The sequence below is a fragment of the Nitrospira tepida genome, from assembly GCF_947241125.1.
GTDB lineage: Bacteria > Nitrospirota > Nitrospiria > Nitrospirales > Nitrospiraceae > Nitrospira_G > Nitrospira_G tepida.
This window is the reverse complement of record NZ_OX365700.1, coordinates 1,458,189-1,472,014: the sequence shown is the minus strand read 5'-3', so window position 1 is coordinate 1,472,014 and position 13,826 is coordinate 1,458,189. Positions and strand designations below refer to the sequence as shown.

The window sequence follows — 13,826 nt, the reverse complement described above, 5'->3', positions numbered from 1 at the left end:
CGGAACCGGTCCCGCTTACAGCGCCTCGAACGTGACGCGCCGGTTTTGCTTGCGCCCATCCTTGGTTTTGTTGCTGGCGATGGGTTTCGATTCGCCGTAGCCTTTCGAGACCAGGCGACGCCCATCGACCCCCTTTGACGCCAGATATTGCGCCACCGCGACTGCGCGCGCGTGGCTGATCAACTGGTTGAACTTCGGATCGCCGTAATTGTCTGTGTGGCCGCCGATTTCCAGCTTCAGGTCTTTGTCCGATTGAATGATGGGGACCAACTCGTCCAAGACCTTCATCCCCCTCGGCGTCAAGGTGGCGGAGCTGACCTCGAACTCGATCGTCTTGCCGGCCAGCGCCTCATGAATCTTCGCCACAGCCGGCGAGGCCTTGGGCTGCGCCGCTTGCGCCGGAAGCTCCATCTGATTTTCGACCTTCAGCAAAGCGCCGAAAACACCGGCCAGTTCCTCCGTCCGCTTGGCCTTCTCGGCTTCATTCTTGGCCTCCCCCTTGACGATCACGTGTCGTCCATCAAACGAGAGACCGCCACTGCCCCAGGAATTGAGTTTTTGGATCGACTCGGCCGCCTTCAGCGACCAATCCTCCGCCGTGGCGCCCGGCACCACCGTCAGGTGATTGGCTACGTATCCGGCCCCGAACGCCTGGTAGGCCTTGGCGACGAGCAGTTGTTTCACCGAATCAGGGACCGCCCCGCGGAGCACAATCTTGCCGTCTTCCACCGACAGGGACAGTTTGCTCGCCTCCGCCCCACGCGTGGTGCCGGCCGTCGAGGTCATCGCCGTCCGCTGCGCGCACAGGAATGCGAGCATGAACAAGGCCGCGAGCCCGAGCGCGACCACCTTGGTCCGCGTCATGACTAGGCCGGACGAAGAAGAATGCTGAGAGAGCGGGTCTCGGGCAAACCGCACGGATATAGCTCCGGAGGGACGAACGCTGAACAGGGAGTTTTGTGCTGAAAACTACAACACTTTGAGCTAGGCCGTCAATTTCGCGCTTTGCCTACACAGGCAAAGGAAGGAACGGGCCTGGATACCCGAGCATTTTGGCCCCGGTTTCGCGTGGTCGGTCACACGCGACAGCCCGGCGACCGGCACCGCTTACTCTCTTTCCCTCTTACCCCCTTGCGCCGATCGGAGGAACACGATATCTAGGCACGCGGGAACCGAGAGCATCACCGGATGTGACGCCCGACCTCTGATGAACGACCCTTCTCTCACCGTCACCCGTATTGAACTCTGGCCGGTCGATATTCCCATCACAGACCCGTTCGTGGTCGCGACCGGGGCCCGGACCCTGGCCGAAAACGTCTTCATCCGCGTCACCCTCGCCGGCGGCGCACAGGGCTATGGGGAAGCCGCCCCCTTTCCCGAAGTGGGCGGAGAAACCAGGGAGGCCTGTGTGGCCGCGGCGACTGAACTGGCCACGACGCTGATCGGACAATCGGCGGCGGATTATCGAACCTTGGGCTATCGCCTGTACGCGCAGGCCGCTTCGCAGCCCTCGGCCCGCTGTGGGCTCGAAACCGCCCTCATCGATGCCTATTGCCATGCGACGGGACAGCCGCTCTGGGCGTTTTGGGGCGGCGCAGACGTCCGAGTGCGCGAAACAGACATCACCATTCCCATCGTCGATCTCGACAACACGGTCAGGCTGGCCCGCCATTGGTATGAGCGAGGGTTTCGGCTGTTCAAGATGAAGATCGGCCAGGACGTGGAGGGAGATGTCCGGCGGCTGGAGGCGGTGCATCGACGGTTGCCGGGGATCGCCTTTATCGGGGATGCAAATCAAGGCTATTCACGGGAGGCCTGTTTGGCTTTCGTGAGCGGAGTGAAACAATTCGGCGGTTACCTGGTGCTGCTCGAGCAGCCGGTCGCGCGGGAGGACCTGGACGGCCTTGCAGCCCTACGCCATCTCACCGGCATTCCTGTTGCCGCCGACGAATCGGTCCGGTCGCTGGAAGACGCCAAAACCGTCCTGTCCAAACAGGCAGCGGACTATATCAATATCAAGATCATGAAAACCGGGGTGGCGGCGGCACTGGAAATCGCCTCGTTCGCGCTGACTTCGGGCCTGCGTCTGATGATCGGCGGCATGGTTGAAGCGCGGATCGCCATGGGCTGCTCCTTCAGCCTGGTCCTCGGCTTCAGCGGGTTCGATGTGTTGGATCTCGACACGCCGCTGCTCCTGGCCCTAGATCCCGTGCGGGGCGGGTACCGGTACGAGGGTCCACGGCTCCACCCCTGGCAGGGTGCCGGCCTGGATATGGTTGTCGATCCCTCGCCGCAAGCCACCGTCATTGAATAGGCTTCGCCTGATCGGACAGCCGGCTGTCTTATCCGCTACCCTTCTCCATCACATTTCTTACAGTTCAGGATTGTCCCGAGATGGGCCCGACGTCCCTCCTCGGTCAAGACCCACGGCCGGCTCGTCATCGGCGGCTGATGGCGCACATGCTGCCCATGGCCGCAGGCGAGGTCGGCCACCCAATCTTGGTACTCGTCGAGATGATACCCCACGATCGGCTGATTCACGTTGCCGTTCCTTTCGAACTGAAGCTCAACTGAGCCGACATAGCGAATGTGCTAGACTGCCGCACGTTCGCCGCATCGTTCTCACAAGATCATGCTTGCCCATCACTATAAGGATCATCCCATGACGCCATCATCCAGCTTCCATATCGGATTCGTCGGAGTCGGACGCATGGGGGCCAATATGGCCCGCCGCTTGAAGGACCGGCGGTTTTCTCTCACGGCAGTCTATGACATCGATCAGGCGAAAACCAATTCGCTCGCACGCGAACTCGGCTGCGAGTCGGTCTCGTCGCCGGGCCGAGTAGCCGAACGGGCGGACACGGTACTGACGGTCGTGACGGACGATGCCGCCATGCGGCAGCTTTTCAACCCCGCCGCCCCGGAAAGTCTGCTCGCCCATGCCAAGGATCGGCTGTTTATCAACTGCGCCACCCTCTCGCCGTCGGTGCATGTGGAAGTGGAACGGCTCGTGGAACAGAGGGGCGGCCGGAGCCTGGAAGCCTGCATGGCGAGCAGCATCACGCAGGCCAGAGAGGGCCGCCTCTATCTGATGTGCGGCGGCGGGAGAGACACGTTCGAGCGGGCTAAGCCGCTGTTGGAGGTCCTGAGCGAACGGCTGCGCTATATCGGTCCGGCCGGGGAAGCCGCCAAGGTCAAGGCGCTCGTCAATATGGTAATGAACTGCAACACGGCGGCGTTGGCCGAAGGATTGGGCTTGGGCGCGGCACTCGGGCTCGACCTGACCATGCTGCGGGAGGTCTTTGCCCAAACGGGCGCCCATTCGCGCGTGCTCGAAACGGACGGCGAGGACATGCAGCAGCGGGCGCATGACTGTTATTTCTCCGCGGCCCACGCGGCGAAGGATTCCGGCATCGCCGTAAGCTTGGCCGAGACGGTGGACTTAGAGCTTCCCCTGGCCAAAGCAACCTATGAGCAGTATCGGCGGCTGGTCGCGCTTGGCAAGGGCGAGTTGGACAAGTCTGCGGTGGCGGAACTGACCTTCAAAGACCGACTGTCCTCCAATTGAATCCCATTCGTGGCCGACATTCGTACAGTCGCGGATCAGGCGATCAGAACGACCCGCCTGCCGCGCTGATCAGCCCCTCGGCTTGAGGATCATGGGAAGCCCGTGCCTCGGCCGTAAGGTCACGGCCAGTTCGATCTCCACCTTCTGCCCAGGGACTAAGGTGAGGTCATAGCGCTGCGCGATCAATGCCAGCAGGAGCACGCCTTCCACCATGGCGAAGTGGTTCCCGATGCAGGTCCGTGGTCCGGCCCCAAAGGGAAGAAAAGCCAAATGGTGATCGTTGGCCGTACGGTCGGCAGCGAACCGATCCGGATCGAACCGCTCCGGCTGTTCCCAAAATCCAGGGTGGCGATGGATGTTCCACAGGCTTATGACCACAAGCGAGCCGGCCGGCAGTAATCTGCCTCCGACCGTCGTGTCCTTGATGGTCCGCCGCTGCACCGCCGGCGCCGGCGGATAGAGGCGCAAGGCCTCCTCGAAGACCGACCGCGTGAACGGGAGCCTGGGCAGATCATCGATCGTCGGCGCCCGCCCGCCGAGCACATTGGAGAGTTCCTCCCTCAACTTGGTCGCCGCCGCCGGATGGGTCGCGAGCAAATACCAGGTCCAGGTCAAGGCGTTTGCGGTGGTTTCATGGCCAGCCGCCGCGATCGTGAGCAGTTCATCCCGCTGCTGCTCCCGGCTCATCCCTGTACCGGTTTCCGCATCGACGGCCGAGAGCAAGAGGTCCAGCAGGTCGTCTGGTTTCACGCCGGATTGCTGCCGCTCCTCGATCAATCCATAGATCATCCGATCAACCAGCCGCTTGGCCCGGAGGAACTCACGGTTCTCGGCGGTCGGCACCCATAACGGCAACCGAAATGGATTGTGAAAGGCTCGAAAGGCATAGCGGATCAACACCAGCAACGCCGGCCCCAAGGAAGCCACGTCCTTCAGGACGCTGGTGCTGAACATGGTGCGGGTCACCACCTCCAGCGCCAACTGCATCATCTCGGCGGCCACGTCGCATGGCTCGCCCGGGCGCCGTTCCGCCCATCGCGCCAGCATCTGCTCGCCGGCTTCGACCATCTGCGCGGACAGGCGCGCCACCCTTGCCCGCTGAAACATGGGCTGGATCAACTTCCGTTGCCGGCGCCACAGCTCTCCCCCGCTGGTCAACAAGCCGTTGCCGAGCACCAGCGCCAATCCGGTCGGCCTGTTCGGATCATAGACTTTCTGAAAAATGTCGGCTTGCTTGACCAACACCTCTTCTGCTAAGGCCGGATGGCTCAACAGGTACAGCTCTTTCGGTCCTAGTGAGAAACGCACAAAGTCGCCGCAGCGCTCCCGCCATGACGTCATGGTCTCAAGGGGATTGCGCTTGAACTCCAGCACGTGACCGAGAAACCACCGTTTTCCCGGTGCCTCGACGATGGAGAATGGCTCGGGCGTGGGAGGCACTGTTCAGACTCGCGTCGCTAGCGCCCTGAAGGATGTTCCCAAAGGATGACAAGCGTTCAATTTGTTATTCAACTTGCCGGAACCGCCAGCATACACGGCTCGCAGGTCCAGTTCGAGCGCCTTGTCATGGTCAGATAGAGAGTGGAACAGGCCTCGAGGAGATCTTGGTGCATCTCTGCCGCCCGGGCGGTACCATAGGTCCCGCCATGACGATTTTCCTGTTCACCATCGGACGCTCCCTGAGCTTCGTGCTCGCTGGCCTTCTCTCGCTGGTGCCGGTTGCGGTGCAGGCTGATTCGGACAACCTGCCTGACGCGACAGCTCCGGTGATCGAGGATATTCCCCTCATCTATGTCTCGGACTATTTCTCGTTCGTCGGCCGCGACAGCCAGGGCTATGTCGCCTTGGCGTTGGACAACAATCGAGGGCGCGACGGCGAGACCTATCAGGCCGAGCACTTTGTCGTCCTGCACGACGAGCGGGAGGGATGGGTGAAACTCGATGGCAACGGAGCCTATGAGAACAAACGGCATGAATTAGCGAGGATTCCTGACTCAGCATCGTTCCAATTTGAAGGCACGCCGGAAGCAGGTCTCACCATTACCAGCGCGGTCAATCAGCTCACACTCCGAATCGATCCTCTGCCGATTCGGACCAGTCGTACCCACGAACAGGCCATCGTCCGGATGGGCTCGGCCCCGGCCGTCCTGACCTGGCGTAATCGCACGATTGTCGGGCGCGTGATTTACGAATACCTGACGATGCCGAACTTCAACCGCCTGACGCGCACCTACTGGGGGTTCTGGAAGGACTTCCAAGGTCTCTCTGTATTGGCCGAGCCGAGCGGCGACCTCTACCTTCATCGCCAACAGAGCGAGCGGATCGCGGCACTCGTTGGCACCCTGGCCGGGTTTGCCGTGCTGGATGGTGAGCCGGCAGTGATGGGGCAGCTTCAAGTCGAGGTGTTGGAACGGGCCTTTGCCTGGGGCTTTTATCGCTGGCCAACCGCCTGGCGAGTGTCCTGGACCGGCCGCCACGGTGCGGCTTCCATGACCTTGACCCTTTCGGATCGGAAGACCATCGCGGGATGGGTCATCGGCGGGTTCGCCATGGGTATCGTTCGAGGCGAGCTGTCGTACGGGGGCCGGACCTTCCCTCTCTATGGCCTTGCTGAACTGTTGATGTGAGATATGGCTGGTTGTCGGGGCTCGTTGATCCTATCCGAGATTCCCTGACCCGAATGGCGCCGGGACGCCCCTCTGAACGGGCGTCCCGGCCATCGTTCTTGAACTCCCCATTCAGGAGAGGAGACAACAGCCGGCAAGGCGGTTACCGCTCGACGATATCGCTCCTCATCGGGCCGAGTGCCGCAAGTAACTCGTCCTTCTCGGCTTTCGGCACTCTGTGCGAATCCAGCGCTCCGACTAGATCCTGTACCAGGGCATCGAAATCCGCATTGGTCAAGCCCATGCCGGCATGAGTCGCCTTCATCGTCCGCCCCGTATACTTGCAGGGACCGCCGGTCGCTTCGCAGACCTGATTGACCAGATGCATTTTCAGGTTGGGAATATCCGTACTCGCAAAGAACTTGTTGATGCGGTTGTCCGCAGCCACCTTGGCCACGAACGTATCCACCACTGCCGTGATCGCCTCTTTTCCCCCCAACCGTTGATACAGGCTCGGCTTGGACGCCATCTGCGTTTCTGCGCAACCGGCCAAACCCGCAAGGCCCATTACGCCCATCAAGACCCACGACGCGGCCCGATATGACTGCCTCATCATCCTTCCTCCTTGCTGTGCATTATGGTGAAGTACCAGAACGACTGCCCTTCCGCTCAACTCACAACCGTTTCCGTCTTCCTGATTTGGTGCAGGCCCAGAAAGCCGGCCAACTGCTCCGTTGCCGCCAGTCCGCTGAGCACCTCGCCGTCCCGGCGGACCAGCATGGGCACGCTGTTCACCCCCACCTCTTCCCAATCCTGCTGCCATTGAGCCACCAGCGCGTTGATCTCAGGCCGGATTGTCAGGCCGGACAAACCCAGCCCGCGAGCGCAGGTCGCCAGGACTCGCTCATCGGAGATGTCCGCATCCGACTGCCAGAGGCTCCGATACAGCCGTCGCTTGAACACATGCCCCAGGGCGGGATCAATGTGGAGCGCTGCTGCAATCGCTCGGATGGCCGGTCCCGTATTCGGCTTTCCGCTCAGTATCCGAATCGGCACCTCCGGGGCCAGTTGGCCGACCAAGAGCACTTCGCGGCCAATCGCGGCATTCAACCGGGCGTTGCGCTCGTCCCGTGGAATCGGCAGGTGCGGCGCGTGCTGAACGCCGCGCCATTCGACCTGACGCTCAACACCGAGGGTCAGCAGCCGCTCCCCGATGGCATAACAAAACGGACAATTGGGATCGCTGTAGAGCGTCGCCACAATATATTCTTGCCGCGCCATGCGGGCCTCCCTTACAAGCCGACCGCATTTATTATTTAGGTTGCCGAATAGTAGCAGCGGGCGGGGCTCGCGTCAAGAGGGAATTGGCGAGCCGGAGACACTCTCTTGGGAGGGGGATGAACGATTTGAAGTTGGAACGTCCGAGGACAGGTCTTTGAGGATCACCTCTCGCTGAGAGGCACGCCGCAGCCGGCGCAGGAGAGCGGAAGCGCTCGTCCGGATCGTGCCGACGCGTCACGTAGGGAGTCGGGTCCAGCCGCTGGAGGAGGCCCCAAGAACAACCGAGCGAAGCCACTGGCACGATGCCGTGCGAGCAGCTTCGGCATGAACAGAAAGAACAAGACCATCAGGCTGCCTGCGACGATCAACGGCCATTGGGCCGAGACCACGCTGCTGCCCAGATAGGTAAAGGCGAAGGTCGGCGGAATCATCCCGAATAGCGTTGCCAGCGCAAAGGTTCTCAGCGAAATATTAGTGAGGCCAGCGCCATAGCTCACGACATCAAAGGAGAAGACCGGGATCAGCCGCGCGAAAAACATGAGTCCCATCAGTTGATGATCCGTGCACAGTTGGCAAAACACTGCGTCGGCCTTGAGATAGCGAGACAGGGCCTCTCGCCCGACGGCACGGGCGATGAAAAACGCTCCGATGGCCCCCACTTCCGCTCCCAGCACCGCGTAGAGGGTGCCGAAGAACGGTCCAAACGCGGCTCCCGCGGCAAGGTCCAACGGTAAGCTCGGAATCGGCGGGATCACGACCGCCCCTGCCATGCTGACAATCAGCAGGAGCGGCGCGAGGGGGCCGGCATCCTCCAACCATCGCACGATTACGGTAGGGGTAAGGTACCGCCCGTAGTCCACAACGGACAACAGCCACCAGCAGGCCGCGACGGTCAGGGCCAGACACCCGATCCTGATCCACTTTCCAACGGTCCGCGGCAAACCGGTCACGGCCAACATTCCGGCCGTCATCGGGACACCAGTTGCAGCGTGTGCCCGTCGGGATCGCGCACGAGGAATCCCTGCGCAAACCCCAGCGCGCGATCGTGCATCGGCCCCCCACTATTTGAAACGCAGAACACGCGGGCGCATAGGATCGTCATCGCAGCCACTGCGTCGGGGACGACGACCGTGACGTGCCAATGCCATAGGTCCGTCGGACTGGTGTCCGACGGCATCGGCCGGCCAGCGGCCGGCAGCTCATATTCCAGAAATTCCACTCCGGGCGGTCCTGTTTCGGTCTTCAGACCGGTGACCCTCACCCTCGCGCCCGGCAGGCTGTCCAAGTGCTCCTGTTCCATACCGACGTTCAAACTGCCGCCGGCCATCATCAGACCGAGCAGATCGCGGTAGAACTGGAGACTCTTGTCCGTGTTCCGCACCGTGATGGCTGTGTGGTCGATGCCCAGAAACAGATCCGTCCCCGGTTGATGCCACCGCGCGTTGCCTTTGCCTTGAGGGAACCAGAGCAGTTCAAGATTGTGCCCGTCGGGATCACGGAACTTGATCGCTCTGATGCCGGCGGCAGCCACATTGGAGGCGGGAATCGTCTGAGGCCGGGGCGAGATCTGCCGGACGTGATGCTTCCGGAGGCGCGCCCAGGCTTCATCCATATCACGCACCACGATCGCGACGTGTTGGAACCAGAGGTCGTTGCTGTACGAGGGCGCCGGGATCGGCCTGGCATCCGGCGGCGACAGGAATTGCATCAGCTCCAACGCCTGCTCGCCCAGTTGCATCCTGACAAGACGAACCCGCGCGCCGAAGACGCCCCAGAACCGGTCATATTCGGGCCCGTCCACCTCCACGTCGCTGACCGGTTTGAAAGTGAGCACATCCCTGTAGAACCGAATAGACCGGTCCATATCAGAGACGGTCATGCCGATGGAGTCCACAGCCTGTACCAGCGGCCCTGCCCATCCTTCCGCACGAGGGAGAAGGAACACAATCAGAAGCCAGATCGCACCTAGGTGTGGCCTCATTGCATTCGCTCCAGCAGATGGTCCCCCACTCTCAAGGCGTTCGCAATGATCGTCAACGACGGATTCACCGCGGTGCTGGAGACAAAGAAACTCGCATCCACGACATACAAGTTATCCAGATCGTGCGCCTTACAGTTCACGTCCAACGCCGAGGTTTTCGGGTCGCGTCCGAACCGCACCGTGCCGCATTGGTGCGCCGTGCCGGCAATGGGAATCTTTTTTCCCAAGTACAGGTGATGCGGCACCAAATGGCGTTCGCAGCCGATGTGTTCCAGCATGCCTTTCAGCTTGGCGGCCAGCCGCCGGTGCCCTTCCAGATTGTTCTCGGTGTAGTGCAACGAGATCGTGCCGTCCCGATCCACCAACACGCGATTGTGCGGGTCCGGCAAATCCTCCGAGGTCATCCAGAAATCCAAGGAATGGCGTGCGATGACATCGAGCGCCAACCCCGGCGCAAACGGAGGCGCCCCGGCGCGCAGGGATTCCAGATCCTGCTTTCCCACCATCGAGATGTGACCCAGCGGATAGTCCCAGTCGTCAGAGCCGGAATAAAAATCGTTCAAGCCGATCGTCTTCTGAAACACCGTCGGATTGGGCTTCTTCGAAATCGCGAGCATCACTGAATTGTTGTGGCACATATAATGGCGGCCGACGACATCGGAGGAATTGGCCAGACCGTTGGGATGCCGATCGTTCGCCGACCGTAAGAGCAACGCCGCGGAGTTGATCGCCCCGCAGGACACGACGACAATATCGGCCTTGTACGTTTCCACCTGGCCATTCCGCTCCACCACTACTCCTGTCACCGCTCGCCCTGACGGATTCGTTTCGATCCGGCTGACCAATGCGCCGGTGACCATCGACACATTGGGGTACTTCAGCGCCGGGTCCACGCAGACCACCTGCGCATCCGCCTTGGCATTGACCAGGCAGGGAAAGCCATCGCAGGTCCCGCACCGGATGCAGGCGCCCCGTTCCGGCCGCTCTTCATCACGCATGACGCCGACCGGCAAATGAAATGGCCGATAGCCCAGCTTCTGCCAATCCTCATGCAATTCCTGAATGCGCGGCTCGTGCGGGAGGGCGGGATACTTGTACGGCGCGCCGGCCGGCGGCTCGGTCGAATCTTCCCCCCTGGTGCCGTGGACGTGGTACAGGTGCTCGGCCTGCGTGTAGTACGGTTCCAGATCCTCGTAGCGGATCGGCCAGGCCGGTGAGATGCCGCCGTGATGCTTGATCTCTTCGAAATCCTGCCGGCGGAATCTCAACAGCGCGGCCCCGTAGACCTTCGTGTTCCCGCCCACATAATAATGGATGCCCGGGTGAAAGCTGTTGCCGTTCTTGTCCTTCCACCCGACCTTGGCCTTGTACTTGCTCTCCACGAACACTGCCCGTGAACTCCAATTGTCCTTTTCCCTCGGAAGGTACCCGCCCCGTTCCAGCAGCAGGATCTCCTTGCCGGACGGAGCCAGCTTGTAGGCCAGCGTACCGCCGCCGGCCCCGGTACCGATGATGATGATGTCGTAGTGGGTGGAGGTGGACATGGAGTGTAGTCGGCAAGAAGGTTGCGGCCTTACAAAGAAAAGGTGGCGGGACCAGCCAGGTTGCCGCCCATGCCCGCAGAGGCCACACAATAGGAAGAGCGGAAGTGTGACCTGATGATCTCCTGTGCTCGCGCAACGCGCACACAAGATCTTCTAGATTCTCACATTGCGGGCGGTGCTCGTTGGACGCGCGCAGTGGCAGATCAATCAGGCCACCTTCCGGTGAGGAAAGAATAGGCAAGCTGGGCAGGAGCATTCAATATAGGATAGGGCCTCGTTCCAAGGCCGAAGAAGCGTATTCAGCAATCTCGGAAGGAACATATACAGTGGGTGGTGTCACCCGCGGCGACCGCACCCAAGGTCATGCGACTCCTCGCAAGTCGCAGAGCGGCCCCCCTCCATCCTTCCTAGGACTGGAGAGAGAAATAGACGAGCAAGCTTGGAGGGAGCAATAAAGGCAACTATTTTGGGTCCAACAGATAAGTATCAATTGACACCTCTACGAACAGAAAGTAGCCTGTTTCATCATTATCGATCTCACGGGACATAGTAGAGAGCAATAAACCCATCTTCTTTAGAAAGTCGCGGGTAGCGATCTGTATCTTCGGGGTCGCTATCCTGACGTCAAGCCAATGCTCTAGTATCCCTAAACTAATTCTGATGCGAATCGCGGGCTTTACAATAAGAAATTACCGTTCTTGCCGTGAGACTTCGGCCATATTGCATCCTGAACTCTCTGCACTTATAGGCATCAATGGGTCTGGGAAGACAAATATACTTAGTGCCTTGCTCTTGCTCAGAAAGGTAATTGGCTGGCGCCCTTGGGGGCGTTCTTCCGAGAAAGCTGCTAGTCAATGTACATTGCGCATAGACTTTGAAGTTGATGGAAGGACTGTAGAGTATGAAGCGGTAATTGACTACACCACTACAGAAAGAAATACCGAGGAAGTGATAAGTGCGGCCGAGAAATGGAATCTTCGAGCAGTGACTGGCGAAGATCAGTGGGTTTCCTTTCCCTCATTTCTGTTTAGAGTTCGCCGAGAGGAGCCGAAGTATCTTCTCCCCCAATTTATTATGGAATGGAAGCGAACGGCGCTTTCGCGAGGGGCGGAAATTACGCCTGGTGATCTCCCTCAAGCATTTATGGAAGAACCCATTTTGCCCATTCTGCAAACCATCCAGGGGTTCATTTCAAAGATCAGCTACTACAGTGCTTCTCAATACACGAATCCATCTGAATGCCCCGCGTACATTACCTTGGAGGAGGATGACTATCTCCGGCATAGGAACTATGGTCGCCATGCCAAGTTTCTTCATGATCTTTACCTATTCAAAGAGAAGAGCCCGGATAGCTTTCAAGAATATCAATCTATTGTTGGGAAGCAAGGCTTAAGGCTTGTAGATAAGATCGAATTTCATCCTGTTCGAGTGCCCTCAAGTGAGGTCGAAGTCCGCACGGGGGGGCGCATTGTTAAAAAGGAAATCAAACGAGTACTAGTCGTCCCTCACTTCGTCATCCATAGCACCAAATTATCCCCTAGTCAGCTATCAGAGGGGACATTCAAAACTCTTGCCGTACTTCTGTATCTCAGTACAGACGTAAGCGAGTTACTTCTCTTAGAAGAGCCTGAAGTGTGCATTCATCATGGATTGCTATCCAGCCTCATTGAACTGATCAAGTCTTATTCAAAGCAAAAGCAGATTGTCCTGTCGACACATTCTGATTTTGTGCTAGATCAATTGGCTCCCGAAAATGTGTTCCTTGTTAGCAATTCGCGATCGTCCGGCACGGTCGCTGTTACTCTTCCGGAAGGACTTTCTGCCAGAGGTTTCAGGGCATTGAAAGAGTATCTGAGAACATCCGGAAACCTAGGTGAATTCTGGCGACACGCGGGTTTTGAGGATGTCTAGAAGCCTTGGCTTAATCGCAGAAGATCATAGCGACGTCAAAGTAATTAGAGCGCTCATACCAAGAATCACTGGTGGTCGCCACTGTAAGGTAAAACCATTCGTCGGACATGGATGCGGCAAGATAAGAGGAAAGTGCAGGCAGTGGGCCATAAACCTTCGTTCACGAGGATGCACCTCATTGGTAGTTGTCCATGACTTAGATAACAAGTCGGCGACAGATCTTGAAAATGAACTGCGGGAAGCTCTGAATCCTTCACCGATCTCAAGACACGCGATTGTTGTTCCAGTTCAAATGATTGAGTCCTGGCTTTTGTCGGACGCAATCGCAATCCAGAAAGTTTTTAATCTCCCCTCACCGCCCAATTCAATTCCCAATCCAGAAGCCCTTTTCGATCCAAAATCTAAGCTAGAAGAGTTGGTCTATATTTCTTCAGGCAAGAGAAAACGTTACATCAACACTATTCATAATGAGTTGATCGCAGCAGAGGCAAATTTGGAACGACTGCGGAAATGTGCTTCATTCCTTCCTCTTGAAGAGTTTATTCGGACTATTTTTCACAGTGCAAGGGACTAGCCCATTTCACAGCGTGCATCAGATCCTCATCCTACAAGTTAGGTAAGGTAAGACTGTGAAGTCTCGGATCACAGTTATTACTCTGTAGGTTGACGACCTTGAACGATCGCTGAGGTTTTATCGGGATAGACTTGGATTCCCCACTCCAGGTACTGCCGGAAGTGGATCTGAGTACAGCGCCGTCGCGTTCCTTGACTTGCAGGACAGCCTAAAGCTCGCCATCTGAGCACGGCTGACACAGACGATACACCGCGCAGCTGTCAGATCACTTTTCATCAAGTTCTATAACCACCTTAAATCACCCGCTTACCTTTTGCACTTCAGGCCACTACTAGCGGCTTAGCTAACCAAGCGATCTGTA

12 protein-coding genes and 2 pseudogenes are annotated in these 13,826 nt (G+C 58.8%); 6 read left to right on the top strand and 8 right to left on the bottom strand.

The features are described 5' to 3' along the window. Positions 1–15: 15 nt before the first annotated feature. Positions 16–864, bottom strand: coding sequence for an OmpA family protein (locus QWI75_RS06955; protein WP_289267973.1), 849 nt, complete (start codon positions 862–864; stop codon positions 16–18). A 343-nt stretch (positions 865–1,207) separates the two neighbouring features. On the opposite strand from QWI75_RS06955, the gene QWI75_RS06950 reads away from it, so the two are divergent. Next, on the top strand, positions 1,208–2,314 hold the full coding sequence (locus QWI75_RS06950) for a dipeptide epimerase (protein ID WP_289267972.1): 1,107 nt from the start codon (positions 1,208–1,210) through the stop codon (positions 2,312–2,314). Positions 2,315–2,349: 35 nt separating this feature from the next. Here the strand turns inward: QWI75_RS06950 and QWI75_RS06945 are convergent, their stop codons facing one another. Further along, positions 2,350–2,541, bottom strand: coding sequence for a DUF3565 domain-containing protein (locus tag QWI75_RS06945; RefSeq protein WP_289267971.1), 192 nt, complete (start codon positions 2,539–2,541; stop codon positions 2,350–2,352). 73 nt (positions 2,542–2,614) lie between these two features. On the opposite strand from QWI75_RS06945, the pseudogene QWI75_RS22725 reads away from it, so the two are divergent. Next, positions 2,615–3,568: pseudogene (locus QWI75_RS22725) on the top strand (NAD(P)-dependent oxidoreductase); the annotation flags it as partial. A gap of 69 nt (positions 3,569–3,637) precedes the next feature. Here the strand turns inward: QWI75_RS22725 and QWI75_RS06930 are convergent. After that, positions 3,638–5,008 carry a cytochrome P450 gene (locus QWI75_RS06930; RefSeq protein ID WP_289267970.1) on the bottom strand — a complete coding sequence of 457 codons (1,371 nt, stop codon included), beginning with the start codon at positions 5,006–5,008 and terminating at the stop codon, positions 3,638–3,640. A gap of 206 nt (positions 5,009–5,214) precedes the next feature. Here QWI75_RS06930 and QWI75_RS06925 point away from each other — a divergent pair, with 206 nt between their 5' ends. Beyond that, positions 5,215–6,195, top strand: coding sequence for a hypothetical protein (locus QWI75_RS06925; protein WP_289267969.1), 981 nt, complete (start codon positions 5,215–5,217; stop codon positions 6,193–6,195). Between the two features lie 142 nt (positions 6,196–6,337). Here QWI75_RS06925 and QWI75_RS06920 read toward each other — a convergent pair whose 3' ends face one another. The 5 genes from QWI75_RS06920 to QWI75_RS06900 form a co-directional block, all read right to left on the bottom strand. Next, positions 6,338–6,790, bottom strand: a complete 453-nt coding sequence (locus QWI75_RS06920) for a group I truncated hemoglobin (protein ID WP_289267968.1) — start codon at positions 6,788–6,790, stop codon at positions 6,338–6,340. 53 nt (positions 6,791–6,843) lie between these two features. Next, a complete protein-coding gene (locus QWI75_RS06915) occupies positions 6,844–7,455 on the bottom strand; it encodes a DsbA family oxidoreductase (RefSeq protein WP_289267967.1) in 612 nt (203 codons plus the stop codon). Positions 7,456–7,616: 161 nt separating this feature from the next. Continuing rightward, on the bottom strand, positions 7,617–8,426 hold the full coding sequence (locus tag QWI75_RS06910; protein ID WP_289267966.1) for a TVP38/TMEM64 family protein: 810 nt from the start codon (positions 8,424–8,426) through the stop codon (positions 7,617–7,619). Beyond that, the gene (locus QWI75_RS06905; protein WP_370693553.1) at positions 8,423–9,436 is read right to left on the bottom strand and encodes a VOC family protein; all 1,014 of its coding nucleotides are present in this window, start codon (positions 9,434–9,436) and stop codon (positions 8,423–8,425) included. The genes QWI75_RS06910 and QWI75_RS06905 overlap by 4 nt, the downstream gene beginning before the upstream one ends. Further along, positions 9,433–10,980 carry a GMC family oxidoreductase gene (locus tag QWI75_RS06900; RefSeq protein WP_289267964.1) on the bottom strand — a complete coding sequence of 516 codons (1,548 nt, stop codon included), beginning with the start codon at positions 10,978–10,980 and terminating at the stop codon, positions 9,433–9,435. Before QWI75_RS06900 ends, QWI75_RS06905 begins: the two co-directional genes overlap by 4 nt. Before the next feature lie 660 nt (positions 10,981–11,640). Here QWI75_RS06900 and QWI75_RS06895 point away from each other — a divergent pair. The 3 genes and pseudogenes from QWI75_RS06895 to QWI75_RS22720 all read left to right on the top strand — a co-directional run. Further along, positions 11,641–12,891, top strand: coding sequence for an AAA family ATPase (locus QWI75_RS06895; protein WP_289267963.1), 1,251 nt, complete (start codon positions 11,641–11,643; stop codon positions 12,889–12,891). Further along, positions 12,884–13,465 (top strand): DUF4276 family protein, encoded by a 582-nt coding sequence (locus QWI75_RS06890; protein WP_289267962.1) that lies wholly within the window; start codon positions 12,884–12,886, stop codon positions 13,463–13,465. Before QWI75_RS06895 ends, QWI75_RS06890 begins: the two co-directional genes overlap by 8 nt. Positions 13,466–13,520: 55 nt before the next feature. Further along, a pseudogene (locus tag QWI75_RS22720) lies at positions 13,521–13,688 on the top strand (VOC family protein); the annotation flags it as partial. Between the last annotated feature and the right edge of the window lie 138 nt (positions 13,689–13,826).